The sequence below is a fragment of the Nostoc sp. genome (assembly GCF_036917755.1).
Classification (GTDB): domain Bacteria; phylum Cyanobacteriota; class Cyanobacteriia; order Cyanobacteriales; family Nostocaceae; genus Nostoc.
Map to the genome: position 1 here is coordinate 1 of NZ_JBALFC010000034.1, position 24,597 is coordinate 24,597.

At 40.2% G+C, this 24,597-nt stretch carries 23 protein-coding genes; 12 read left to right on the forward strand and 11 right to left on the reverse strand.

Annotated features, from left to right (window positions below; all coding sequences use genetic code 11):
* Positions 1-322: 322 nt before the first annotated feature.
* Positions 323-793, forward strand: a complete 471-nt coding sequence (locus V7L05_RS09285) for a DUF4079 domain-containing protein (protein ID WP_335163884.1) — start codon at positions 323-325, stop codon at positions 791-793.
* Between the two features lie 53 nt (positions 794-846).
* On the opposite strand, the gene V7L05_RS09290 is transcribed toward V7L05_RS09285, so the two are convergent.
* A complete protein-coding gene (locus V7L05_RS09290; RefSeq protein WP_335163885.1) occupies positions 847-1,521 on the reverse strand; it encodes a DUF1997 domain-containing protein in 675 nt (224 codons plus the stop codon).
* Positions 1,522-1,699: 178 nt separating this feature from the next.
* Here V7L05_RS09290 and V7L05_RS09295 point away from each other — a divergent pair, with 178 nt between their 5' ends.
* A complete protein-coding gene (locus V7L05_RS09295) occupies positions 1,700-2,356 on the forward strand; it encodes an NAD(P)H-binding protein (RefSeq protein ID WP_335163886.1) in 657 nt (218 codons plus the stop codon).
* Positions 2,357-2,519: 163 nt separating this feature from the next.
* Here the strand turns inward: V7L05_RS09295 and V7L05_RS09300 are convergent, their stop codons facing one another.
* Entirely contained in the window at positions 2,520-2,972 is a 453-nt protein-coding gene (locus tag V7L05_RS09300) for a DUF29 domain-containing protein (RefSeq protein ID WP_335163906.1), read from the reverse strand.
* Between the two features lie 326 nt (positions 2,973-3,298).
* Between V7L05_RS09300 and V7L05_RS09305 the strand changes: the two genes are divergently transcribed.
* Positions 3,299-3,985 carry a glycoside hydrolase family 24 protein gene (locus tag V7L05_RS09305; RefSeq protein WP_335163907.1) on the forward strand — a complete coding sequence of 229 codons (687 nt, stop codon included), beginning with the start codon at positions 3,299-3,301 and terminating at the stop codon, positions 3,983-3,985.
* Positions 3,986-3,992: 7 nt separating this feature from the next.
* Here the strand turns inward: V7L05_RS09305 and menH are convergent, their stop codons facing one another.
* The 5 genes from menH to metG form a co-directional block, all read right to left on the reverse strand.
* Positions 3,993-4,808 (reverse strand): 2-succinyl-6-hydroxy-2,4-cyclohexadiene-1-carboxylate synthase, encoded by an 816-nt coding sequence (gene menH / locus V7L05_RS09310; RefSeq protein WP_335163887.1) that lies wholly within the window; start codon positions 4,806-4,808, stop codon positions 3,993-3,995.
* Between the two features lie 211 nt (positions 4,809-5,019).
* The gene (locus tag V7L05_RS09315) at positions 5,020-5,421 is read right to left on the reverse strand and encodes a metal-sensitive transcriptional regulator (protein WP_335163888.1); all 402 of its coding nucleotides are present in this window, start codon (positions 5,419-5,421) and stop codon (positions 5,020-5,022) included.
* Positions 5,422-5,769: 348 nt separating this feature from the next.
* The gene (gene lptC / locus V7L05_RS09320) at positions 5,770-6,978 is read right to left on the reverse strand and encodes an LPS export ABC transporter periplasmic protein LptC (protein ID WP_335163889.1); all 1,209 of its coding nucleotides are present in this window, start codon (positions 6,976-6,978) and stop codon (positions 5,770-5,772) included.
* Entirely contained in the window at positions 6,978-7,607 is a 630-nt protein-coding gene (locus tag V7L05_RS09325; RefSeq protein WP_334951007.1) for a LabA-like NYN domain-containing protein, read from the reverse strand. Before V7L05_RS09325 ends, lptC begins: the two co-directional genes overlap by 1 nt.
* A 166-nt stretch (positions 7,608-7,773) precedes the next feature.
* Complete coding sequence (gene metG, locus V7L05_RS09330) at positions 7,774-9,378, reverse strand: methionine--tRNA ligase (RefSeq protein WP_335163890.1); 1,605 nt, start codon at positions 9,376-9,378, stop codon at positions 7,774-7,776.
* Positions 9,379-9,761: 383 nt separating this feature from the next.
* On the opposite strand from metG, the gene V7L05_RS09335 reads away from it, so the two are divergent.
* Together V7L05_RS09335 and V7L05_RS09340 are read left to right on the forward strand one after the other, a co-directional pair.
* Positions 9,762-10,487, forward strand: a complete 726-nt coding sequence (locus tag V7L05_RS09335; RefSeq protein WP_335163891.1) for a lysophospholipid acyltransferase family protein — start codon at positions 9,762-9,764, stop codon at positions 10,485-10,487.
* Positions 10,488-10,559: 72 nt separating this feature from the next.
* Entirely contained in the window at positions 10,560-11,387 is an 828-nt protein-coding gene (locus V7L05_RS09340) for an alpha/beta fold hydrolase (protein ID WP_335163892.1), read from the forward strand.
* A 55-nt stretch (positions 11,388-11,442) separates the two neighbouring features.
* On the opposite strand, the gene V7L05_RS09345 is transcribed toward V7L05_RS09340, so the two are convergent.
* A complete protein-coding gene (locus V7L05_RS09345; protein WP_335163893.1) occupies positions 11,443-11,700 on the reverse strand; it encodes a hypothetical protein in 258 nt (85 codons plus the stop codon).
* A 155-nt stretch (positions 11,701-11,855) separates the two neighbouring features.
* Here V7L05_RS09345 and V7L05_RS09350 point away from each other — a divergent pair, with 155 nt between their 5' ends.
* From V7L05_RS09350 to V7L05_RS09370, 5 genes are all read left to right on the forward strand, one after another.
* On the forward strand, positions 11,856-13,313 hold the full coding sequence (locus V7L05_RS09350) for a helix-turn-helix domain-containing protein (RefSeq protein WP_335163894.1): 1,458 nt from the start codon (positions 11,856-11,858) through the stop codon (positions 13,311-13,313).
* 11 nt (positions 13,314-13,324) lie between these two features.
* Complete coding sequence (locus tag V7L05_RS09355) at positions 13,325-14,632, forward strand: tetratricopeptide repeat protein (protein ID WP_335163895.1); 1,308 nt, start codon at positions 13,325-13,327, stop codon at positions 14,630-14,632.
* Positions 14,607-14,891 (forward strand): hypothetical protein, encoded by a 285-nt coding sequence (locus V7L05_RS09360; RefSeq protein ID WP_335163896.1) that lies wholly within the window; start codon positions 14,607-14,609, stop codon positions 14,889-14,891. Before V7L05_RS09355 ends, V7L05_RS09360 begins: the two co-directional genes overlap by 26 nt.
* 102 nt (positions 14,892-14,993) lie before the next feature.
* Positions 14,994-16,160: an EcsC family protein gene (locus V7L05_RS09365; RefSeq protein WP_335163897.1), complete on the forward strand. Its 1,167-nt coding sequence runs from the start codon at positions 14,994-14,996 to the stop codon at positions 16,158-16,160.
* A 971-nt stretch (positions 16,161-17,131) separates the two neighbouring features.
* The gene (locus tag V7L05_RS09370; protein ID WP_335163898.1) at positions 17,132-18,220 is read left to right on the forward strand and encodes an aromatic ring-hydroxylating dioxygenase subunit alpha; all 1,089 of its coding nucleotides are present in this window, start codon (positions 17,132-17,134) and stop codon (positions 18,218-18,220) included.
* Between the two features lie 390 nt (positions 18,221-18,610).
* On the opposite strand, the gene V7L05_RS09375 is transcribed toward V7L05_RS09370, so the two are convergent.
* Positions 18,611-19,288 carry a hypothetical protein gene (locus tag V7L05_RS09375; protein ID WP_335163899.1) on the reverse strand — a complete coding sequence of 226 codons (678 nt, stop codon included), beginning with the start codon at positions 19,286-19,288 and terminating at the stop codon, positions 18,611-18,613.
* A 115-nt stretch (positions 19,289-19,403) separates the two neighbouring features.
* Positions 19,404-21,386 carry a heavy metal translocating P-type ATPase gene (locus V7L05_RS09380; RefSeq protein WP_335163900.1) on the reverse strand — a complete coding sequence of 661 codons (1,983 nt, stop codon included), beginning with the start codon at positions 21,384-21,386 and terminating at the stop codon, positions 19,404-19,406.
* Positions 21,387-21,633: 247 nt separating this feature from the next.
* Here V7L05_RS09380 and V7L05_RS09385 point away from each other — a divergent pair, with 247 nt between their 5' ends.
* Entirely contained in the window at positions 21,634-22,971 is a 1,338-nt protein-coding gene (locus tag V7L05_RS09385) for an Nramp family divalent metal transporter (protein WP_335163901.1), read from the forward strand.
* A 301-nt stretch (positions 22,972-23,272) separates the two neighbouring features.
* On the forward strand, positions 23,273-23,656 hold the full coding sequence (locus V7L05_RS09390; RefSeq protein WP_334951000.1) for a hypothetical protein: 384 nt from the start codon (positions 23,273-23,275) through the stop codon (positions 23,654-23,656).
* 536 nt (positions 23,657-24,192) lie between these two features.
* Here V7L05_RS09390 and V7L05_RS09395 read toward each other — a convergent pair.
* Positions 24,193-24,444, reverse strand: a complete 252-nt coding sequence (locus tag V7L05_RS09395) for a hypothetical protein (protein WP_335163902.1) — start codon at positions 24,442-24,444, stop codon at positions 24,193-24,195.
* Positions 24,445-24,597 lie beyond the last annotated feature (153 nt).

Consider the following 24,597-nt stretch of genomic DNA (forward strand, 5'->3'; position numbering starts at 1 on the left):
GACACCATAATCTTGCCCGGTCTCAGGGTTTATACATTTACTTCAATGGTTGGCAGTACAGCTAATTGAGAATGGTGCAAGATGTCAGTTTTAACTGACTTTAACTATAGGACTAGTATTTGATTTTTGAAAAAAATCAGTACACCCCGAAAAGGCTTCTTCTTTACTCCCCACTCCCCACTCCCCACTCCTTAAAGTAAGTGAGGCTTCACTCTTGTCTTCTCTCCTCATCCTTCAGCTTCTTTTAATTTGTGCAACTTTAAACACAGAAAATAGAGTTATGCTAATTTTTATGAAGATTTAATAGTTAGGCGAGAATACGATGAGTCTGGAACTTTCTGCGTCGGTGAAATATTGGCTAAACTTCTTTCATCCGGTGCTGATGTGGGCGCTATTAGCACTCTCAATTTATGCTGGCTACTTGGGACTGCAAGTACAGCGTACCAGAAATGCTCAGGGGGAAGAAAAGAAAGAACTGATTAAAGGTAGATATAACGTCAGACACTACCAAATGGGGTCTATACTCCTAGCTTTGATGATAGTAGGTGCGATCGGAGCTATGGCTGTCACCTACATCAATAATGGTAAGTTATTTGTTGGGTCTCACCTACTAGCAGGACTGGGTATGATGTGTTTGATTGCATTTTCTGCTGCTTTGTCTCCTTATATGCAAAAAGGGGCAAATTGGGCGCGTGCAACTCACATTTTGCTAAATTTCACACTTTTGGGACTTTTTGCTTGGCAGGCTGTTACTGGTGTGCAAATTGTCCAAAGAATTCTCACTAAAGTATAGGGATTAACCAAGAGTCAAAAGGAGCCAGTCATGTGGCGCTGGCTCCTCTTGAATTAGTGATTTTGCTTAGAATTAGCACCAAAGGGTATTTCTAAAGATTTCTGAAAATCTTCCTGAACTTTGCGAGTTAAGCGGCGGGAGACTTGGCGGACAATTTGGTTAAGTAAGCGATCGCCTGTAGATTGAATTATAGACTGGGGTAATCGCTGAATAAACCTGGGAAAGTGCAAATAAACCCTTAAATCCAATTCCCATTCAACTCTCGTAACCTCGCCAATGCGAGTGGAAGCATCGGTTTCTATTAACTGTAGAGATGCCCGATAATCGACGTCATAACCAGGCGGATGGTAGTCAGGAATGGGGATTGTACGGATGCGGTAAATACCTTCCTCTGGGGGCAACAATTCCAAACCAATTTTCGGTTCGACTTCATAACCAAAAGCACCAAAACGACCAATTACTAAAGCGTAGCCATTTTCCCCAAGTGATTGCACTTTCATGGGTTGGGCGCAATGAGCAAACCATGAGGCGTGAGCATTAAGATATTCAGCAACCTTCTCTCTTGGAGCAGGCATTTCCATACAATCTTGATAACTACCGGAAAATGTTGTGAGGGTCGCTACATTTGCTTGGATTAATACGTCCTCGGCTTCTTCTTGGTTGCACGCTACAGGTAAAACTGCTTCTGTTATTTCCCAGGATTTATATTCGCTTTTTCTTGAAAGCATAAATGCGTTACTGTATAATTTTTTGATCGTCTATATTTAGAGTTCCCCAGATGCTTGGGTCATTTAGTACTAGTATCCCATTTTTACCGAAACCTCATTAATCTGCCATCAACTCCATAGAATTACTAAAATAAAGAACTGAACAAGCACACAATAGTTTCCCAGGATAGCATTTCTCATGAAAGCATTTGTAGCAGGGGCAACGGGTGAAACAGGCCGCCGGATTGTGCAAGAGTTGATAGCGCGGAATATTCCCGTCCGAGCCTTGGTGCGGGATATAGAGAAAGCTAGGGGTATTCTATCTCCTGAAGCCGAATTGGTTGTAGGCGACGTGTTACAACCAGAAAGTCTGAATGCTGCGTTGGGAGATAGCACAGTTTTGTTGGTTGCGACTGGGGCAAAACCTAGCTTTGACCCCACTGGCCCCTATAAAGTGGATTTTGAAGGGACTAAAAATTTAGTAAATGCTGCTAAGGCAAAGGGAATTGAGCATTTTGTCTTTGTTTCCTCTTTGTGTACTTCGCAGTTATTCCATCCACTGAACTTGTTTTGGCTGATTTTGCTGTGGAAAAAGCAAGCTGAAGAGTACATCCAGAAAAGTGGTCTTACTTATACAATTGTGCGGCCTGGTGGTTTGAAGAATGAAGATAACCTCGACGCGATCGTGATGCAGAGTGCTGATACACTTTTCGAGGGTAGCATCCCCAGGCAAAAAGTCGCCCAAGTTGCTGTTGAGGCGCTGTTTGAAGCCGATGCACGCAATAAAATTGTCGAAATTGTTGCCAAACCGGAAGCAGCCTCAAAAAGTTTTAAGGAGCTATTTCAACAGTGCTGATATCCGATCTAAATTGACCGCCCCTTGATTCATTCTACTCCGTAAAGCGATCGCTCCATCCCATACCCAAAACGTAGGGGTAAAGCGCAATGCTCATTCACGATAGACGAGCGATCGCTATTTTATTACTTTCATCTTCACAAAAGACGATATAAAATCACTTTTATTCTGGAAAGTACTCACTATTGAAAATATCTTCAGGAGTAAAAGGGCATTTTTCTGGAAAAATTTCAGGACGTAAAGCTGTTTTTTGAATTGCTTGTCTTCTGGCTTTAATATAAACTGCATCTAAGCAGTTAAGAGAATAGTTATAAAGTGTTTTGGAACGAAAATAAAATTCTAGCTCATCACAGAAATTAGTTATTTCTATTTGCCAGCCTCGTTGACAATCTTCTTTTTGAGTTTCCCAATAACGAAAAAGTAAAAGATGAATTAATAATTGTTTTAAGTAACTTTCTACTTTTCGTCTTTGTTCAATTCCTAAAGCTTCAATTTCTTCTGCTAAATGTCGCCAATCGAGATTTTCAATATCTTTATTTTCTAATTGTTTAAGCGTTGTTTCTACCCATAAATAATAATCTTCATCGTAAAGGGTAGGTTCAACAGATTTTAATATTTATGTTGTCATAGCTAATCGCTGGAAAAATCAATTCTCTAATTATAACATCGGTAAGCGATCGCACTATTCCACACCCAAAAGGGTTTAGCTCATTCACGATAGACGAGCGATCGCTTGCTATTTTTGGGAGTATGTCGTTTGCTATACTTATTTATACTGGGTTTTTCTAATTATTAAAAAAATGAGCGAATCGGGAATGATAACTGACAAGAAGGTGTGAACTTTGCCAGAATGAGCGCGTCAATCATTGTTGTTAGCAAAGAGAGCAAATTTGAAGGAGTCGGACTCTGAAAAGCTTTGAATTCAAAGGCGTTGAAAAACTTATTGGGCCAATAGCTGCGCTTCTCGGCTTTGTGTATTTGTTGCAATGGTATATTGGAGACTTGCGATCGCCTTCTGATCCCGTCTTTGAAAATAAACAGCCGCCTTTGGTGATGAAACAGGGTGACCCCTATATCCGCGCTTTAATGCGAACTATCTCGGCGAGTGAGGCAAGTGGAAACCGTCCCTATTCGCTGTTGTATGGCGGACAGCAAGTTAACGATCTTAGCCGACATCCTGAGATATGCGTCACAATTGTCACAGGCCCCAACACAGGTAATTGTTCCACTGCTGCTGGCAGATATCAAATTATCAACATTACTTGGTATCGTTTAGCTCCCCGTTATCATCCAAAGCCGATGCAGATGATGTTTTGGACTGGTTATAGTTTTGAAGCAGAATATCAAGATGTAGTAGTTTACCGTTGGTTAAGTGATTCTAAAGTTTGGGGAACTGATATTTCTCAAATGTTGCGTCAGGAAAAGTTAAATGATGTTTTGCGGCTACTCTCTCCCACCTGGACAAGTTTAGGATATGGCATAGAAACTAATTCTGTTAGTAGCTCTTTGTCTAAGATTTATCAGAAAATGTTGCAAGAGGAATTAACCGCAGCGAAGCAACCACCAAAAGTAAAGTTAGCTCCAACTCCCCAAATTCAGCCATTAGGTAAGCAGCCAAAGAAGCAGTAAAATAAGTTTACTGCTTATTGAAAAAATGTTTGATATTTTGCACAAATTCTACAGGATTTTCAAAGTGAATGTTATGTGCAGTATTACTAATTACTTTTAGTTGTGCAAGTTTACATAAATTAGCTATTTCTGTATTTATATCTCTAAACTTTTGATCATTTTCACCAGCTACTAAAAGTAAAGGCGTTGTATTGTCTTTGAGTTTTTCCCATAAAGATGGTTGATTACCAGTCCCCATAAATTGGAGTGATTTCGTTAATTCAGTTAGATGATTCTGCAAACGATTTTCTAGCAATCTTTCAAATTCTGGATGATTTTTGATAGAACCAAAAATTGGCTGACTATACCAATTTGACAGAAAAGTAGCAAAATCATTTTGAATAATACTTCTGCTTAATTTTCTAGCTATCTGAGCATCACGTCTAACTCGTTCTAATCGATCTGCTTCTGTTGCTAAACCTGGGGAAGCTGATTCTAATACAACTTTAATAAAACGTTCTGGGAAATGTAGAGTTAGGTATAAAGCCAATCTTCCGCCCATTGAATAACCAATTAAGTGGCATTTATCTATTTTTAATTCATCTAATAAATTGATTATTCCTTGAGCCGTCGGTTCTATTTTATAGTATTCATCACCTCCTAAAACTTGGGTTTTACCATGTCCTGGTAAGTCAATGGTGAGATAAGAAAAATCTCCAGCTAGTAATTTTATGGCTTCATCAAATTCATTAATGTTTCCCATGAAGCCGTGGAAGAAAAGAATTAGAGGTTTGTTGATATTGACATTTAAATAATAGTTAAATTTATATTTTTTTAAAGTCATTTCCGCGAGCGTCATTACGAATTACGAATTATTTTAATCCTTGACAAGATAGGTAATGTCATGCTTTGGAACTGCCCAGACTATCTGCTATGACTGTGAGACACTTGTGTTAATTTTGGCATAAAGAACCCTCTACCTGAGTCAATACACCAAATCTGACATCTCTACAAAATGTCTTGTCGTGCTAGTTAATTTTTTATTTTTTTAATTCTTAAGGTAAAAATCGATCCAAAGCAGCTTTCAACTGTTTAATTTCAACATCAATATTACCTTCTTGTGCGGCTCTACCAATACAGTCAGTTAAATGTTCATCCAAAACGATTCGCGCTACCCGATCCAATGCGCCGCGGACTGCGGCAATTTGCAGTAGAACATCAGGACAAGGGCTACTTTGCTGCACCATTGCCTTAATACCGCGAACATGTCCTTCTATACGCGATAATCGATTGACAATTCGCCGTAAAGACTCTTCGCTATGGATGTGAGCATGAGCCAAATCTCCAGTCCCATGAGTATGATCTGTATGCTCATGGTCTATATCGTCATGGTCGGAATTTTCTGCTTGTTGGGATGTTGGCAAGGATTTCCTACCTAATCGGTTTGATCCATTCATGGGTTATCAAAGGAGTTGTAGTATTAAGATCCTAGCCTAGTACTCGACCAAAATTTATGAGTGGGGGGGAGTGAGAGGATGAGGGGAGTTAGAATCTTGTTCATCTCTCTCATCACTCAGACACTCGTTAACTTATATCTTGCACCAGGCGACTGGAAGTCGCGGCTACACAGGCAAAACCCGCCTGCGCGGGTTGAAAACATTGATTTTGTGTTAGTCCGCGCAGGCGGACTTCGTTTGTATAGCCGCGATTTCTAATCGCTAGGGCTAGGTGCAAGATGTGAGTTAACCGAGTTCAAAAACTTCCTGATCTCCCCCACTCCCCACTCCCCATTCCCCCTAACTCTACTACTGACGATTGGCTTTTTCTTGAGGAATAATCTCCGTTACTACTCTACCGCTAGAACTGCCACCTTTGACAACAATATTTTCTGTTTGCAGATTACCAACGGCTGTTTCACCCGTAAAATTTAAAGGTGGATCAACTTGCCGATAAAGTATATTTCCCTGAGCTTCAACTAACTTATTGTCTAAATACCAAGTTAATGTATTAGATTTCAAAGACTGGCGACGCTGACCAATGGCGTTGACATTACCTGTTAAATAAACCGTTTTTTGCGGTATTTTCATTTCACCTTGATTGGCGGTCACGGTAAGATTTTCAACACGCTGGAACATACGCACGGGAGAATTTGTAGTCACAGTTTCGGCGTTCATGTTCCAGATCATAGAGTTACTAGCTATTTGCACTGGTGGGTCTAGTAATTCTAATTGAGCATTCTGTTGAATAGTGGCAATTTTCGTTTTTAGGTTGACTTCAGCAGAATTTCCCTTGCCGCGATCGCTAATTTTATTATTTTTGTAGCGGTCAATTTGGATGGGGCGATCGCTAATCAATTTTTCTTCTTTAATATTCCAGATCAAATGCTCAGTTCGGACTTGCATCTGGGGATCAGTGGAATTGGCTACTACCCCTCCAGAAAATTCCATGCGCTGTTCGCGGGTTTTAACTCGCGCTTCCTGCGCCACTGCTTGTAGTTGTTTATGAGTACCGTTAATCTGGTTGCGGACAATCAACAAATCTTCTTTAGGGCGCCATTCTAATTCATTACCTCGCAACAGAATTCCATTACTAGGGTCTGTGGCAAATATCTTACCCTTAAGAAGTAACTGCTTTCCATCCTGTTCAATGTCTGCTACATCTGCCTTGATTTGGTAAACCACTTTGCCATCTTGGTATAGTTCACCATAAGGACTTTCAGCCTGACCAATTTGTTTTTCTTTGGTGTATTTTGCCCGTTTAGCCCTGACTTTCCAAATCGGTCGTCCGACTTCATCTGCTTGTTCTAAGGTGACATCAAAAAAAGTTAAATTGTTATCTTGATTAGATGATCCCCCAGTATTTTGTTGAGAATTTGAGGGGGTTTTCCCCCCGCAAGCAACTAAACCAAATACCAAGAAAAAGGTCAACGGTAAAAGAAGGAAGGAAGAAGCCGAGGAGAAATTTTGAATTTTTTTCTTTCCCCGTCTCCCCCTTTGATGAAATTGATGCGCCATTATTCTTGGATTTCTAGGTGTCCATCACTAGTTCTGGGGTCTTCCAAAAAACCGATACCAGATAAAGGCCGATATGGATAGCTTTGGCGAGGGGTTTTTTGAATCTCCTCTTTGATGGCTTCTAAATCAATGTAGCGATCGCTTACATTAATTAAGCTGTCGCTGGTCATCGAACGTAAACTCACCACTTCTACTCGCACACCGCGATAACTAACTGAATTTACCGCATAAGCCAAATCTCCATCACCGCTAACTAAAACTGCGGTATCATAAGAATCTACTAGCGCCATCATGTCTACAGCTATTTCTACATCCAGGTTAGCTTTTTTAGAGCCATCTGGTAGCTGGACTAAATCCTTAGCAATGACTCGATAGCCATTGCGACGCATCCACAGCAAAAACCCCTGTTGCTTCTCGTTTGTCCGGTCTACACCCGTGTAGAAAAAAGACCGCAGTAGTCTAGAACCCCCAGTTAACCGACACAAGAGCTTCGTGTAATCGATTTCGATCCCTAGTTGCAATGCAGCGTAAAATAGATTTGAGCCATCAATAAATATGGCAACCCTGCCCCGATTCTCCAAAACTTGTTCTGGCGTAAAGATTGAATCGGTTTCAAAATTATTCAACATCATTGTGATACCTCAATTTTTATCCCTGTTATTTTTGATACAAATTCCCAACTTTTAGATGCTAGTCACAGCGGCTTATGATAATGTTTCGGGACTAATTTAAGTTAAGCCCCGATAAATTTTTTGAGAGAATAAGAAATTGAACAAAATCAGAGTTTGATAAGGACTAATCGTTTTTCGGGGGTTCTATTCGCTTAAAAACCGGTTGGGGTGTACCCAACTGTTGTTTAGTAGATAGTATCCCCCATGTCGCATGGGTGGCAAAAGGAGCGGTAATTGAACTTTGTATTTGATCGTTAAAGTTTATTCCGAAGCCCAACTGCTGATAAATATCGCTACTGATGTTCGGAATAATTGGGGATATCAGATAAGCTGCTAGTCTAACTGATTCTAGAACTGCGTAGAGAACCTTTTCTACCGATTCCTGTTGTCCCTGTTTATATAATGACCAAGGAGCTTGTTCATCAATAAACTTATTACTGGCTTGCACCAGTGAAAGGATGGACTCGCAGGCTTGACTGAAAGCTAGCTCCTGGTATGCTTGTTTTACCTGTTCTCCTAGAGGTAAACCAATTGCTTTCAATGGATTTTCGTCAGGAATCGCTTCATTGCCGATTGATGGGACTTTATTCTGGGTGCAGTATTTCTTCACCATATTCAAGGTGCGATTAAGCAAATTACCTAAATCATTTGCCAAATCTGCATTCAGAACATTAATGAACCTTACTTCATTAAAATCTCCATCCTTGCCAAATTCGATTTCCTTAAGGAAGTAATAACGAACGGCATCACTACCATAGCGCTGAACTAACGCTACAGGATCAAGGGTGTTACCCAGACTTTTGCCCATCTTCTGACCATCTTTGGTCAAAAAGCCATGCCCAAATACTCGTTCTGGCAAGGGTAAGCCAGCCGACAACAACATTGCCGGCCAATAAACTGCATGGAAGCGGAGAATATCTTTACCAATTAGGTGCAAGTTAATCGGCCACCATGTTTCTAAAGCATTTTCTAAAGTCGGTTCTGCATCTGGTTCTAGTAATGCTGTGACATAACCTAGCAGCGCATCAAACCAGACATAAAGGGTGTGCTTGGGATCAACTGGTACGGGAAAACCCCAATCTAGATTTACCCGTGAAATTGAAAAGTCTTGCAGCCCTTGATTTACAAAGCTGAGGACTTCATTACGCCGACTTTCTGGTTGAATAAAATCCGGTTTAGATTGATAAAATTCTGTCAGCTTATTTTGATATTTCGATAAGCGGAAAAAATAGTTTTGCTCGTCTCGCCACTCGACTTCTTTGTTAGTATGAATCGGGCAACGGTGTCCTTCTAACAGATCGCGTTCTTCTTTGAATTCTTCGCAGGATACGCAATACCAGCCTTGTTGTTGTCCCTGGTAGATATCACCAGATTCCCAGACTCGCTCAAAGAATTCTTTGACGATCGCTTGATGACGAGGTGCAGTAGTCCGACTAAAGCGATCGTATTGAATGTCTAGTAACTGCCACAAACTCACAAAGCTAGGGACAATTTCATCACAAAACTCTTGTGGTGCTTTGCCTACACTTTCTGCCGATCGCTGAATTTTTTGCCCATGCTCATCTGTACCGGTAATTAGTAATACCCGATGCCCCAGTAGCCTCTGAAATCGCGCGACTACATCTGCTGCGATCGTCGTATAAGCACTGCCTATATGGGGAACATCGTTGACATAATATAGCGGTGTTGTCAGTGCAAATGTCAATTCTTTTTTATTCACTAGATTCATGCAAAATAAAAATCAACTTATTAAAACGCTTTACTTCTTAACTTTTATCGGTAAAACCAGGAGATTATACAATATTATTCCTATTTTTTCCAATAATAACTTAATATTAGCAAAATTCTCAGGTCAAGAATCCTTTTGTAATATCGATCAATTCAGCTGATTATTGCCTAAAAGATGGAAAATAACTAATCATAGTTTTTTTAAATAGCTACTATTAGATAATATTATTGTGTTCAGGAATACATAATCCCAAACGCAGAAAATCTAACTACTTTTGTGGATCAGACATTTCTATCTTAAGACGGTGATGGCAATAGTAAAGAAATGTAAAAATTAATTTAAGATAAACTGCCATATTTACCGGAAAAATATATTGATTAGGTATGAGTAGAAATAGCCCCCTGGAGATTTCTCGCGCTTTAGTGGCGGCATTCTCAACGCAAATGTTTCGCTATTATGAAGACCGCATTCCCCAGGATGCTAGCGTATTAGTAGTCAGCAATCACCGCAGCTTTATGGATGCACCGATTTTAATGGCGGCGTTATCGAGTCCGATTCGCTTTGCTTGCCATCACTATATGGGACAAGTGCCAGTAATGCGGGAGATTGTCACCGGACATTTGGGGTGTTTTCCTTTAGAGGAAACTCAAAACCGCCAGCAAAGCTTTTTTTCACAGTCGCAGGTGCTATTGCAGTCGAAGCAGATGGTGGGAGTATTTCCAGAAGGGACTGAACCAATGGTGAAATTTACTCAGCCAAACCAGGTGGGTGAATTTCATCGGGGATTTGCTCATTTGGCATTGAGAGCGAAGGTGCAGGATTTAGCTATTTTGCCGATCGCGATCGCCTCCTTAGAAGAGGTAAAGACGAATGGCTTCCCCTTAAAGCTTTTGAGTGTATTTGACCCTTCAGAACCTTTATTTAACCAAGGTGGTTGGCATCCTGTGGTAATTTATCGGCGGGTTGCGGTGTTAATCGGTCGCCCTTATTGGATTACGCCCCAACATCAGAAAAAATATCACGGCAAACAGGCCAGAACTGTTGTGGCTGAACTGACGGAACACTGTCACGGCGAAATTAGCAACTTACTGCGTCAAGGTTGCTATTAAGGTCAAAAGCACCGAAGTTTTTATAAGTAACAATCAGCATTTCAAAAGTTTTATACCATTGACTCGTTACCAATGACTATTCCAGAAGTTGAGCTAAATCCTTGTTTCCTGACTCCTGAACGAGTACAGCCAGAGTATCCACTATTGGTATATTTGCCAGGAATGGATGGAACTGGCCAACTATTGCGATCGCAAACTGCTGGATTAGAAGCGGGCTTTGATGTCCGCAGTTTGGCGATCCCACGCAAAGACCTTAACACTTGGGATGTCCTAACTAAGAGTGTATTGGACTTGATCCACGCCGAATTAGAAAAAATCCCTCAGAGGCCAGTTTACCTGTGTGGTGAGTCCTTTGGTGGTTGCTTGGCAATGAAAGTGGCAATCCAAACACCGCATTTATTTAAGCGAATTATTCTAATTAATCCAGCTTCGTCCTTTCATCTTCGTCCTTGGTTGAGTTGGGTATCCCAACTTACTTACTTAGTGCCATCAGGGTTGTATGATGTTGGCGCACTGGGGTTGTTACCCTTTTTAGCATCTTTGCCACGCATTTCTCGGAGCGATCGCCATGATCTGCTAAAAACTATGCGTTCTGTCCCATCAGAAACCGTTCTTTGGCGATTGTCTTTACTGCGAGAGTTTCATGTTGATGAGCAACAGTTAGGTCGCTTAACTCAACCAGTTTTGTTGATTGCTGGTGCTAGCGATCGCCTTTTACCTTCTGTAACTGAAGTGAAGCGGATAGGGAATATCTTACCAAATAACAAGATTGTGGTGTTGCCCCATTGTGGACACGCTTGCTTGCTAGAGCAAGATACAAATCTCTATGAAATTCTTAAGGATAACGACTTTTTAGAAAGTAATGCTGATATAGGTACGGGGCTAGAGGTGAGAGGATAAACTGAAGGGCAATCGCTCTACGAGTGCAAATCGCCCACAAGCATTAGTACTTTAACTACTCAAAGCTATCTGATTTCAGAACTTGCATTAGGAAAGCGATCGCTCTTTTGCCAAAATGGGTGGGCTTGCTCTCAGAAGCAGCTGATTTTTCAGAAGTATCCGACTTTTGCTGTAACATCACAGGGCGCAAAACCCAGAGTAAAATTGCGATGCTCAGGATAATGGCAGATGGACTGTTGCTCTGCAATAACGGAATTGGATCAATAGGTAAAGTAGTTGTTGGTTGGCTAATAATGGGTTGTGCTTGAGACATGGAGTTACTTTTCCTGAAAAACTCTACAGTCCCATATTCTGAAAAAGCTTACTGAGGTCGTATCTTAGTGATACCTGAATTGATAGCTGAGTTCATAACTGACTTAAACTCAGTGTGGATATTGCTACAATTTAGACAAATTTTTATGACGAGCGATGCCACGAACAATCAAGATCCATCCTGAGCGTAAGAAAGAAATTCTACTTGCTATAGAACGTAATAGTTTTCTTACTCAGGGGGACTTAGCAGCCCATCTAGAGATAGCTCTATCTACAGTCAGTAATTTTGTTAATAGCAAACCGGTGTATATCTCGAAATTTGAAAAAATTTGTGAAGCGTTAGGGCTAGACAAGCGAGAAATTACTAAGCCAGTTGGTCAAGTTGGCGATATTATATCTAAGCTGTCTGCTCCCCCAGATGGTTTTTTTCGCTATGATTCGTCATGGGTAGGTCGAGAACAGCTAGTTGCTGAACTGAGTGAGAAGCTTGGAGGATCGTGTCGCCTATTGCTGATCCTGGGACTCACGGGAATCGGTAAAACCGCTTTGGCTGAACGATTGGCGGTGGAGCTACAAAACTGGTTCTCTGGAGACTGGAAAAAAAAGTTCAAGAGAGCGAATTTTGATAGCGAGTATGAAACCAAAGATTTTGCTAGTGTCGCTGCTAGATGGCTCGAAGAGTGCGGAGAAAAACTCTCAGCAGAAGATCAAAAGCCAGAACGATTGTGGCCGAGGTTAGTAAAATACTTGCAAGAGAATCAGGTGCTAGTGTTGATTGATTCTCTAGAAGCACTATTGACGGGAAATGAAGAAGAAGGCTGGGGAGATTTTGCCGATGAGTGGTGGGAAAAATTCTTTGTCAGCTTATTGTCAGCAGAATCTTGTCAAAGTCGATTAATTGTAACTTCACAGGATTTGCCAGTGAAGTTGGTTGACTATCGCTACAAACTTTTTTGGCATCGCCAAGTACTCTATGGACTAGACGAATCAGAACAAATTGCCTTATTCGAGACAACGAGATTAGATATCAGCCAAGAGTCACCCGATAGACCCCTACTGTTGCGAATTGGAAAGGCTTACAAGGGACATCCTCTAGTTTTACGAGTGATTATTGAAGAAATTTGTGAATATTTTGAGAGTAATGTGCAAGCCTACTGGAATTATGTCAGTAGCAAGATAGCAGAAGTAGAAAAAGCTTTGGCAGAAGCTGAAGCAGACGCTGAAAAAATTGTGGGAAGTGATGATGATTGGAAATTACATAAACTGACGCGAAAAGTCCGCTTAGAGGTCAATAAACAACGACTAAAAGCTGTTTTTGAACGATTGGAAACTCAAGTCAAAGATGCTTATATTTTGATTTGCGCTGCTTCAGTGTATCGCGCTCCTGTCCAAGAAGAAGGGTGGCTGATGCAATTGGTGAATTTTGTCAAACGTTTAGAGGATCAGCAGTGTAACGAGGAGCGTAAAGAAAAAGCTTTAGAAGAATTGTGTAATCGCTTCCTAGCTGAAGAATCCGTTAACCACAATAATAAGCGCGTTTTGGGACAACATAATTTAGTTCGCAGCATGGCACTGGAACACTATAAAAATTTATTGCAAAGCAGAAAAAATTGAAGTAGACCAGTATGACAAATAACTCACAAACCCCTGGCCAATTGCTTTTCGCGGAATTAACAATTAATTTAGATGAAGTTCCAATTGAGCAACTTGCTGATTACACAGCCGTAGAATATTACCTCACTGTTGAAGATGAGCCACCGCCTGATGCTATAAATTTAGAGAAAGTTCGTCGCTATCTAGAAGCATTTAACCACCTTAGCAAAGTTCAGAACTGGGAAGCATCTGGTAAAGTACTATTAACTCGTCTTGATACTCCAACTAAACAGTTATTACATGATCAGCTAGGTACTTGGGGATACTATAATGAGCAAGTTGATTTGTATGAACCACTTATAAAAAATTGCGATTTAATCTTGAAAGTTATTGCCTTAAACGGAATAGCTATGTCTTACCATGCTCAAGGTGAGTATTCAAAGGCTATTGATTATTTAGAAGAAGCTTTAAGAATTAGATTTAAAATATTCGATGTTCAAGGTATAGCTATGACTGTTGGACATCTGGGAATTGTTTATGATTCTTTAGGATACTCTGATACAGCAATTCAATGTCACCAAATACATTTAAATACTGCACAGAATATTCAAGACCGTGAAGGTGAAAGTATGGCTCTGGGAAACCTGGGAAATGCTTACATGACATCAGGAGATTCTATAAAAGCAATTCAATACCACCATCAACATTTAGTGATGGCACGGGAACTACAAGACAGACGAGGAGAAGGAAATGCACTAGGGAGTTTAGGAAGCATTTACAATTCTCTGAGGTATAGTAATACTGCGGTTGAATATCATCGGCAACGCTTGTTAATTGCTGAAGAAATTCAGGATAGTGCAGGTGAAATTGGAGCTTTAAACAATCTAGGACTTGCTTATGAGATTCAGGGAAATTGTAAGAAAGCTCTTAAATATTGTAAAAAGGCTTTACTGCTTGCACAGGAAGTGAAAGATCCTTATAGCCAGGGTAAAATTTTAGCAAATTTAGGAAATATTTATCGTAAGTTGGGACAATATGTCAAAGCAATTGATTGTCTTCAGCAGTGCATCAATATTAAGAAAAAACTCCAAGACATTAGAGGTGAAGGATATGCACTAAAGTATCTGGGCAATGCTTACTATTGCCAGGGAGATTATATAAAAGCTATCGAAAGCTATCAAAATAGTTTAAGTATTATACGCAAAATACAAGATGAAGAAGCCCATGAGCAGATTCTGATATATTCAGGCATGGCTTACTGTGCTTTGGAAGATTACGAAAAAGCGATCGCCTCCAATCAGCAACATCTAGCCATTGTACAAAAAAAATACAGCAGTTGAGGCAATCGCACTCCTAAGGCCAAGACAAAATGCTTGCACCCGTTCAAAAACTACCCAGAGTGGTTCTTGGGTCTTCAATAATCCCAGCTTATACCCGCGTTTGTTAGCTGGTGCTGGTGGTTTACCTCTGTCTTCTATTCTCTTGCTAGATCAAACACGGGGATTAGATATAAATCGAGTTTTGGCGTATTTGGGAACACTCACCTCTGAGCAATATGTTCCTATTACTAATGGATTAAGACAGTTGTTCAGACAATAAAATAGTTAATCTTAAACTGATATTTACGTTTCTAGAGGGATGTCAAGCCACTCACTCTTTCGCTACAAGTTTAAAGAGAGAGGTTTTATAGAATGGTGTCAAATGGCAGACCAACCCCAAGAAATAGAGGTGAATAAATTAGTTAATTCACCCAGAAAAACTTCAGAAGTAAAAATCCCGGCTCAATCATCAGTAGAAAATAAACCGTCTGGATTAGAGTCTTTTGTTGAAACTGTTGCTCAGACTGGCAAAACAGTTTTAGACACAGCAGTAGGGGTGGGAGAAGCGATCGCAAAACAAACACACAAGTTAATTGAGCAAACAACTCAAACTAGCGGTCAGGCTGTGAATCACCTTAGCGAAAATTGGCTGATTAGAAAACTATCTGGAGTGTTAAATCTCAATTGGCTAATTGGTGCTACTAACCTTATTGATTTGGAAAAAGCAGAAGCGGCGGTAAACAAGCTTAAGCAAAAGTATCCCAATGAATCACCCAGCCAGATTGCTCACCGAATCATGGTGGAAAAGGCAACTCAAGCAGCCACAGTTGGACTAGCCACTAGTATTTTGCCAGGAATAGCAGTGGCATTGTTCGCAATTGATTTAACAGCGACAACAAAATTGCAGTCAGAAATGCTTTATCAAATTGCATCTGTCTACGGGCTAGATTTAAAAGATCCAGCCCGTAAAGGTGAAGTTTTGGCAATTTTTGGTTTGGCTTTGGGTGGAGAGCGTCTTTTGAAAGCTGCGGGATTAGGCTTGTTGCGAAATGTGCCCTTGGCGGGTGCTGCGATCGCAGCTAGTTCAAATGCGACGATGATCTATTCATTGGGGTATGCTGCTTGTCGATTTTACGAAGTCAAGCTGGATGAATCAACTTCGCTCACATCACCACAGACACTAGCAACATTAAAAGCCGAAAGTGAGAAATATTTGTCAAGTGCGATCGCTCAACAAGCCGTTATGGATCAAATTTTAGTTCACATGATCCTTGCTAGTCATCCAGAAAAGACTTGGGAAGAAATTTTGCCAGAATTACAAGCTGTAAACCTTAATTCTACCTCCTTGGATGCCATTGCCCAAAATATCAAATCACCTAAGTCTTTAGATATATTGCTCAATCAGCTGAATCGTGATTTTGCCATACCCTTGTTGGCTCAGTGTTACAAAATTGCCCAGCTTGACAATCAGACTACATCAGTTGAGCAAGAAATAATAGACGCGATCGCTAACAAATTTGACATTGATACAAATCCAATTCAGACATAGAGCATGGGGATGGGGCATTGAGGATCTGACTTTTCACGGCATCTGGAAAACCTCTCTCCAAACCTTGAAGGGGAGAGGCTTTAAATTCTCCCCCTTCACTAGGGAAGCAGGGTGGTTTCATACAAAGAAAGAAAAAACTTTTAATCCAATCAGGTAGTTATTGCCACTATTGATGATCAGCGATACAGTTTTTTTAGGACTGTATTGCATCAAGAGTAAAAACGACTTGTTGTCCACAAAACTCGGAAATTAATTGTTGTGCGATGTCTACGACGGGCTACGCCTACGCCGCTTCACTATTTTTTTTGGCATCAGTAGTTGAAATTTTTATCTAATTAGAGATTTTACTAAGTCTTAATTTTTCAAATATCTATTATGAATAAATACAGTTCAGTTAAGCATTTCCTCCTTCTCTCTGTGTTCTCTGCGCCTCTGTGGTTCGTTAAAAAAATTGGCTCTCCTAGACTTCGTTTGATAAATTAATACTAAAAAACACCTAAAACACTTGGTATAACAAGATTCCGCTAAAATAGAATCACATATTTAATAAAAATATGCTTTCTGATTATTGAATCCCCTACTATGTAAGGACTTAACCTGATATCAAGTATTAATTTTCTATAACTAGTCTAGGAGAGCCAAAAAATTGAGTTTCACAAAGAGTTTTAGCCTTAACACCAAGCGTATTGTATTGTGAATGAATATTAGCTTAATTTCGCTGATATTTGATTAGCTCAAAGAAACCTCACCCTGGTTCTGCTACGCAAAACCTGTCCCTCTCCTTGCTAAGGAGAGGGATGTGTATTTAGGAAAGGGTGAGGTTTTTTTTAGGTAATTTTATCACTTGTGTGTAGACGGTAGCTGATCCGAAATGGAGAGGCTAGCTTGTCATGGTACTGAAAGTAACTGTTTTTTTAAAGTTCCCATGTTAATTCTAGATTAACTGCTTCACTTCAAGTGAAACCATAAAAATGAATCTCAACTCGCAGACTTTTAGCTCAACCCGTAAACCTAAAAATTTTAATAATCCAGAGCGTTTTATTGAGGGATGGTATTGGGCAATACCTTCTCAAAATCTGCGGGTGGGTGAAGTAAAACCTGTCACGATTTTGGGCAGAGAATTAGTGATTTACCGTGGTAAAGACAAAAGAGTAGTTACCTTTGATGCCTACTGTCCACATATGGGCGCTCACCTTGCTGAAGGCAAAGTTGAGGGTAATGCACTACGTTGTTTTTTCCACCACTGGAAGTTTGATGCTGAAGGGATGTGTATTGATATCCCATGTTTAGATACGCCGCTTTCCTTAAAGTTACAAACTTGGCCTACTGCTGAGAAATATGGAATGATTTGGGTTTGGACTGGAGAAATACCACAACAACCCCTACCTTTTGTTCCAGAGTTGGAACAAAAAGAGTGTGATGTCGCCATCCCTTCTCACTTCGTTATGAACTGTCACCCCAATGTGGTGATGATTAATGCGATTGATGCTCAACACCTCAATGCAGTTCACAAACTGCCATTAGAAGTTATTTTTGAAAGACAAGAACTCAACGATAATGCTATTATCTTCAGCAATACTACGCCCATCAAAGACAATTCGTTTTTCATTAAGCTCATCCGTCTTTTCTACAAAAATGCCATAACTTACAGTATTTGCTATTGGTACGGTAGCATTGGCATTGTGACACTTGGCCCCGATTTCTTCCATGTCCACACGATGTTTGCAGTTCGCCTTCACGAAGGGGGAAAAACTGAAGGTCAAATCCTGTTGATGACTAAAAAACGTAAAGGAATTTTTGGTTGGTTATGCAATCGAGTTGTGCTATGGCTGACTAATATTGTAGGTAAATACTTTCTCATGGGTGACATCAAGATTGTTCAAACAATTAAGTTTGATTTGAAAACTCCCATCAAAGCAGATCAGTCAATCATGCAGTTTATTAACCATGTTGAAAAACAGCAATCCCTAATGTGGGGGACTTGGCAAGAAGCGCGATCGCGTGATGTGGAGAGTAAGCCCAAGCGTGAGAGATGGCAAGATACAATGAGTAATGACTAATATTATGTCTAGAATCCCCGTCGATTTATCGCGGGGAGTGTCAATAATCTACCCTATCAATAAAAAGAAGTGGCAAAGCCACTTCCTAATTCCCAGGTAGAACCTAAGTCATGAGTATAACGACTACAAAAATTTGAAATAGTATAAACAAACACCAATTAACTGAATATCTCTATTTTCCTCGTTTTCTGGGTGGGGAAATCCTAACTTCCATCCGCCAAATAACTGTATATTTAGATAAGTCTCATGATTGCATCGTAACATTGGGGTTTGCATGATGCTTTAGGATTTGGTAGATGCGATCGCCTTTTACACTCCATAACTTGTGGGGAAGTGCGAGACAGTCTTCCTCCGTGTAAACGAGCAAACTTAATATTTAGCAGCTTACTACTACTGACTCGGATTCAGTAGAACGATAATTTCTGCTAGCCTAATTCCCAAAGGCTTCCAGTGGGGATTGCTGGAGGACAAAGTGCGATCGCCTGACACTGCTCGATAATCATTGGGATATTTCTGAGCAGCATTAGCAGCAGTATGTACTTGTAGAATCAGTTTGCCCTCATAGCTAGATAATCGGCTATTATCTAACAAAATAGTACCGCCATAGTCCCATCCCAATCCATAGAGTTTAAAATTACCTAATTTCTTACGTAATTCGCTCAAAGGGGTTCCCACTCCAATACCTTCGCGCGTTTTCCAAGCTGAACCCAGGTTACTCACGTGTAAAGGTTTAGTACGAGTATTATCACTCCAAACTACCAGTAAAGATCGCTCCTGATTTAGGTTCACCTCAGTAGCTGCAAAACTACCCATTCCTTCAGCACCAGAGATAGTTTTATCAAGAAGGTGGGATGCACCAAATAACTTCACTAAATCTTGCCTGGTAGTTGCGCGTGTTATCGGCCCAACTCTTTCCCCAGGAACGATTAAGGTGTCTGTAAATGGTTGCGATTTAGCAACACTAACTGGATGATTGATTTTCTGGGGTAGTGCAAAGCCTGGGTTTGCCGAATAGTTTAGCAGTAAAACTAAAGTAGCTGTAGCAATGCCTTTGATTGATGAATTCATCGGTTCTATTTTGGGTAGGAGAATATAAGTGAGAAGCGTTAAAGAAACAACTCCTTACTCTTCACTTTTAACTACTACAATTTCCCAATTATAGATTCCCGATTTGAGACAAATTTTATTTCATCGCTCTAGTTGCGTTTAAAATTGCAAGCATTGCTACTCCGACATCAGCAAAGACAGCTTCCCACATTGTCGCTATACCTAAAATACCCAATCCAATAAATACACCTTTAATTGCTAAAGCAAACCCAATATTTTGCCAAACAATTTGCCTTGTTTTTCTAGCTATTTGTATTGCTTCTGCCACTTTTAACGGTGCATCTGTCATAATCACAATATCGGCAGTTTCGATCGCTGCATCTGAGCCTAAGCCGCCCATTGCCATACCAACATCTGCTCTAGCAATCACTGGCGCATCATTAATGCCATCCCCAACAAAGATAACTTTACCATGCTTGCCGGCGGTGCTGATTAATTTTTCAATCGCATTAACTTTTTCTTCAGGTAATAACTCTGCTTCATAGCTATCTATGCCAAGCTGTTGAGCAATCCGAGAAGCGATCGCTTGATTATCTCCTGTCAACATTACTGTTCTCTCTACACCCATTTGCTTGAGTGTTTGAATAGCAAGTCTTGCATCTTCTTTTAGTTCATCAGCAATGACTATATATCCAGCGTAAATGTCATCCACTGCTAGATGAATAACTGTTCCGTCTAACTCGCAATTATCATGAGTAATCTTCTCTCTATGTAATAGGCGATCGCTTCCCGCTATCACTACCCTATTTTCAACCTTAGCTCTAATTCCATAACCTGCTATCTCTTCATAATCTCTCACCTCTAATTCATCGATTTTTCCACCATAAGCCTTGCGGATAGATTGAGCGATCGGATGATTTGAGTGCGATTCTACTTTGGCAGCTAATTGCAGCAATTCTTGTTCATTCCAGCCATTTAAAGGTACTATTTTTACTACTTTGAATACCCCTTTTGTTAACGTTCCAGTTTTATCAAAAACAACTGTATTAACTGCATTTAAAGTATCTAAAAAAGTAGAGCCTTTAACCAAAATACCACGTCTAGCTGCACCTCCCACACCTCCAAAGTAACCTAATGGAATACTGATTACGAGTCCACACGGACAGGAGATAACTAATAAAATTAGGGCGCGATAAACCCATTCTGAAGAAGTTGCACCCGAAATGAATAAAGGAGGTAATAGTGCAACTGCTAGAGATGTAAAAACTACTATTGGTGTGTAATATCTGGCAAATTTAGTAATAAATTTTTCTGTTTCTGCTTTTTTACTTTTAGCATTTTGCACCAAGTCTAAAATCTTAGCAATGGAAGATTCAGCAAAAAGTTTTGTGACTCTAATGCTGAGAACACCCATTTTGTTGATCATCCCAGCCAAAACTGTTTCTCCCAACCTCACCGTTCGCGGCACAGATTCTCCAGTTAGTGCAGATGTATCAACTTGCGAATTCCCATCTATAATTTCGCCATCTAAGGGAATCTTTTCTCCGGGTTTTACGACGATAATATCCCCAATATTTACTGTTTCTGGCGATACTTTTTTGAGTCCTCCCTCTGTTTGAATATTGGCATAATCTGGGCGTACTTCCAATAAAGCTTTAATAGAATTACGGGAACGACTAATGGCAATATCTTGGAACAATTCCCCAATTTTATAAAATAACATGACTCCGACAGCTTCGGGTAATTTATGAATTGCGATCGCCCCTAGTGTCGCTACTGTCATCAAAAATGTTTCATCAAATATTTTACCTCTGAGTATATTCCGCCCAGCAGTTTTTAAAACACTCCATCCACTTAATAAATAGGCTGGGATGAAAAGCAGATATTCACCTATTGAGTAAAGTGTATTGTGTAATTGATTTTCAAAGATTATACCAGGCGCATATAAACTTAAAATCACTACCAAGGGCAATACCTCATTTTTCAGATTGAATTCTCCACCGTGATCATGATTGTGGTCATGGTTATGATTCTCATCATGATCATGGTTATGATTCTCATCATGATCATGTTCACAGTGGGAACAACCTGAAGATTCTGAATGTACTTTTTGCTTCATTTTATCTGTTAAGGCTAGTAAGTTATTTGATATATGAGCCTGTTCTTAACTTAATTTAAAAAAGAAGTTTTTACAAGTTGATAATTTAAGAACGAGAATCTATATCAATACAAAATTTAGGTTTATTGTTGAATCTTTCTACTAATATTTAATGAATATCAAGATTTGTAACCTTCTCAAGGTAGCTATTCTTGTCAGTTTTTTCAGAAATTATGACAGAATTATGAAAAATTGAGAGTGTAAACAAATGCCCTTTCCAGAAAACCCAGACAGGAAGCCCAGCCTACCTGAAGTTCACCGCAGCATTAAAATTCCTAATACCAAAAGCATCTGGCGCAAGATGTTGGCTTATGCAGGTCCAGGATATCTCGTATCTGTAGGGTATATGGACCCTGGTAATTGGGCGACTGATTTAGCTGGCGGGGCTAAATTTGGTTATGCGCTGCTAACGGTGATTATGCTTTCCAACTTGATGGCGATTTTAATGCAATCGTTGTGTGTGCGGTTGGGAGTAGCAACGGGCCGAGATTTAGCGCAGGCTTGTCGAGATCACTTCAGTCGGCGTGTCAACTTCGGGTTATGGGTACTTTGTGAGATAGCGATCGCCGCTTGTGACTTAGCGGAAGTTTTGGGAAGTGCGATCGCGCTGCAACTGCTTTTTGGCATTCCCCTGAGTTGGGGCGTGTGTATAACAGCCCTAGATGTATTTGTATTGTTACTGCTACAAAACAAAGGCTTTCGTTATACAGAAGCTTTGGTAATCTTGTTAGTAGCAACTGTAGGCATCTGCTTTGCAGCAGAAATCATCTTTTCACGTCCTCATTTGGGAGGAGTTTTATTAGGATATCTTCCCAAAATAGAAATTGTGCAGAACCCAGAAATGCTCTACATTGCTATTGGTATTTTGGGGGCAACAGTGATGCCACACAACCTGTATTTGCATTCATCAATCGTGCAGACACGGGATTGGGAATCAACATCCCAAAAGAAATGGGAAGCTATTAAGTTTAGCACAATCGATTGTACAGTTGCTTTATGTTTCGCCTTGTTTATCAACTCAGCAATTTTGATTATTGCTGCCGCCACTTTTCATTTTTCTGGTTATCAGGATGTTGCAGAAATTCAAGATGCTTATAAATTGCTCTCTCCCTTATTGGGTGTGAATGCCGCCAGCGCAATTTTTGGATTGGCATTACTTGCTTCCGGGCAAAGTTCAACCCTTACCGCCACCTTAGCAGGGCAGATTGTCATGGAAGGCTTTTTGAATCTGCGTCTGAAACCTTGGTTACGTAGGTTATCAACTAGATTAATTGCCATTATCCCAGCATTAATTTCAATTATGCTTTTGGGAGAAAAGAGTACAGGCAGCTTACTAATTTTCAGCCAAGTGATTTTGAGTTTACAGCTATCATTTGCCGTCGTGCCGTTGGTGATGTTTACAAGTAATAAATCCTTAATGGGTGAATTTGTCAATCCTTGGTGGTTGCAGATTTTATCGTGGTTAGTAGCGATTATTATCGGCAGTTTAAATGCTTGGCTGTTATTGCAAACTATTTCAAGCTGGCTGTTTACGAGTCCTAGCTAGAATGTTTATCTACAGCCAAGCGCTGCCTCACCGCTACGCGTCTACGCAGACTTTAACTAGGTAAATAGATCAACCTAATTAAACATAAAAAGCTCAAGACATAGAAGCGCGACTTTTGACCAGAAGTCGCCCTTCTGGGTATTATGTTTATTTATACCCACCTAATTTTCGATCTATCTGTGTAGATATGGAACTTTTTTGGGTAACAAGTGTCAATCTAGCTATTCTCAGTAAAAATTCACTTGAAGTTTGAAAGTGAATCGAATACCCTAAGCTAGTAGACAATTTTCTCAAGGAATTTATGAACAAAAAGATTATCCTGAATTTGCTTTCCACCTCCTCAATTTTTGTGTCGCTGATGTCTACCCTGGCAGTATTTCATCCTGCCCATGCTAGTAGTAGTATTACTCAGCGATTAATGCACACCCAAGACGGTCGTACCTGTATCACTAACCCACATGGCGGAACAGATTTTGTCTGCATTCGAGATTCAGAGAGAAAGCAACCGTATACCTCATCTACACGTTCCTCAACCATTGTCACATCAGTATCAGATCAGAATGTTGCCATGTTGAATTTTACTGACGAGGAAAGCGATGCTGCAATTAAGTTATTTAAATGTGACTGTCCATTGTGTATAAATTCTTTGCGTCAGTTACGCGGTACTGGAAACTTGGTGTACTAAGATTGAAGAGGGCTGATAGCGACTGTAACTTCTGTTAGATAAACGTGATTAATCACGTATAGAAGATATACGAAACCAAAAAAGCATTTTTAACTAGATACCACTACTATTATTTGGTCAAATCTAAATTCATTGTTGAGGGGTTTGTAGTACTACTCCAAACCTCTCAAGTTAATGTTTACGAGTCGTGATGATGAAGGGAGTAATCCACGTACCGTGGGGCATACGGGAACGTACCTGGAAATGGGTAAACGCTTGGGGTATGCTTAATTACCCGGGCATGATATTACCCAAAAATCGCCAAAAAGCTTAGTTTATGAAACCGCCTTCGCGCAGCGTCTCGCAGAGAAGATGCCAAGAACGCCTTCGCGCAGCGTCTCGCAGAGAATAATTCGTAGAGCGTGCCTAAGTCCTAAATTAACAGATTACCGTGGGTTTAAGTCCCCCGGTTCAAAAAATAAGCAAGTTTTGGGTCGGGGTCTAAATAAGAGTCACAAAACTTAATTACGAATTACGAATTACGAATTACGAATTATTTAATAGAGGATAGTTTTCTTTCCTGTACCTACTCCCCATTCCCCACTCCCCCAGTTCCGATTTTGCGCCATTGGGCGACATTTGTGGCAATATAGAAAGAAGTTGAAAAGTTCGCTGTTGCCATTGGGAACTTCAAAGGGTGTTTTTCCTTGCCACGCTGAACTTTCGACAAGAGGATCAGGACTATTTTGTGCCTTCTCCCTACAGATTGATAAATTGAAGTCACCAAAGCAGATGGTGATGTTTATCAATCAGCCTCTACTCTCTCAATCTACGCTTCGCGGCTTCTGTTGTACCATTTCGCCTCACTACCACTAGCTTCATCTGCCCATTAAGAACTAGATCAAGGTCTTCGTAACCGCAGTTTTGTATTTTAAGCAAATATTCTGGCGAAAGGAAGTTAT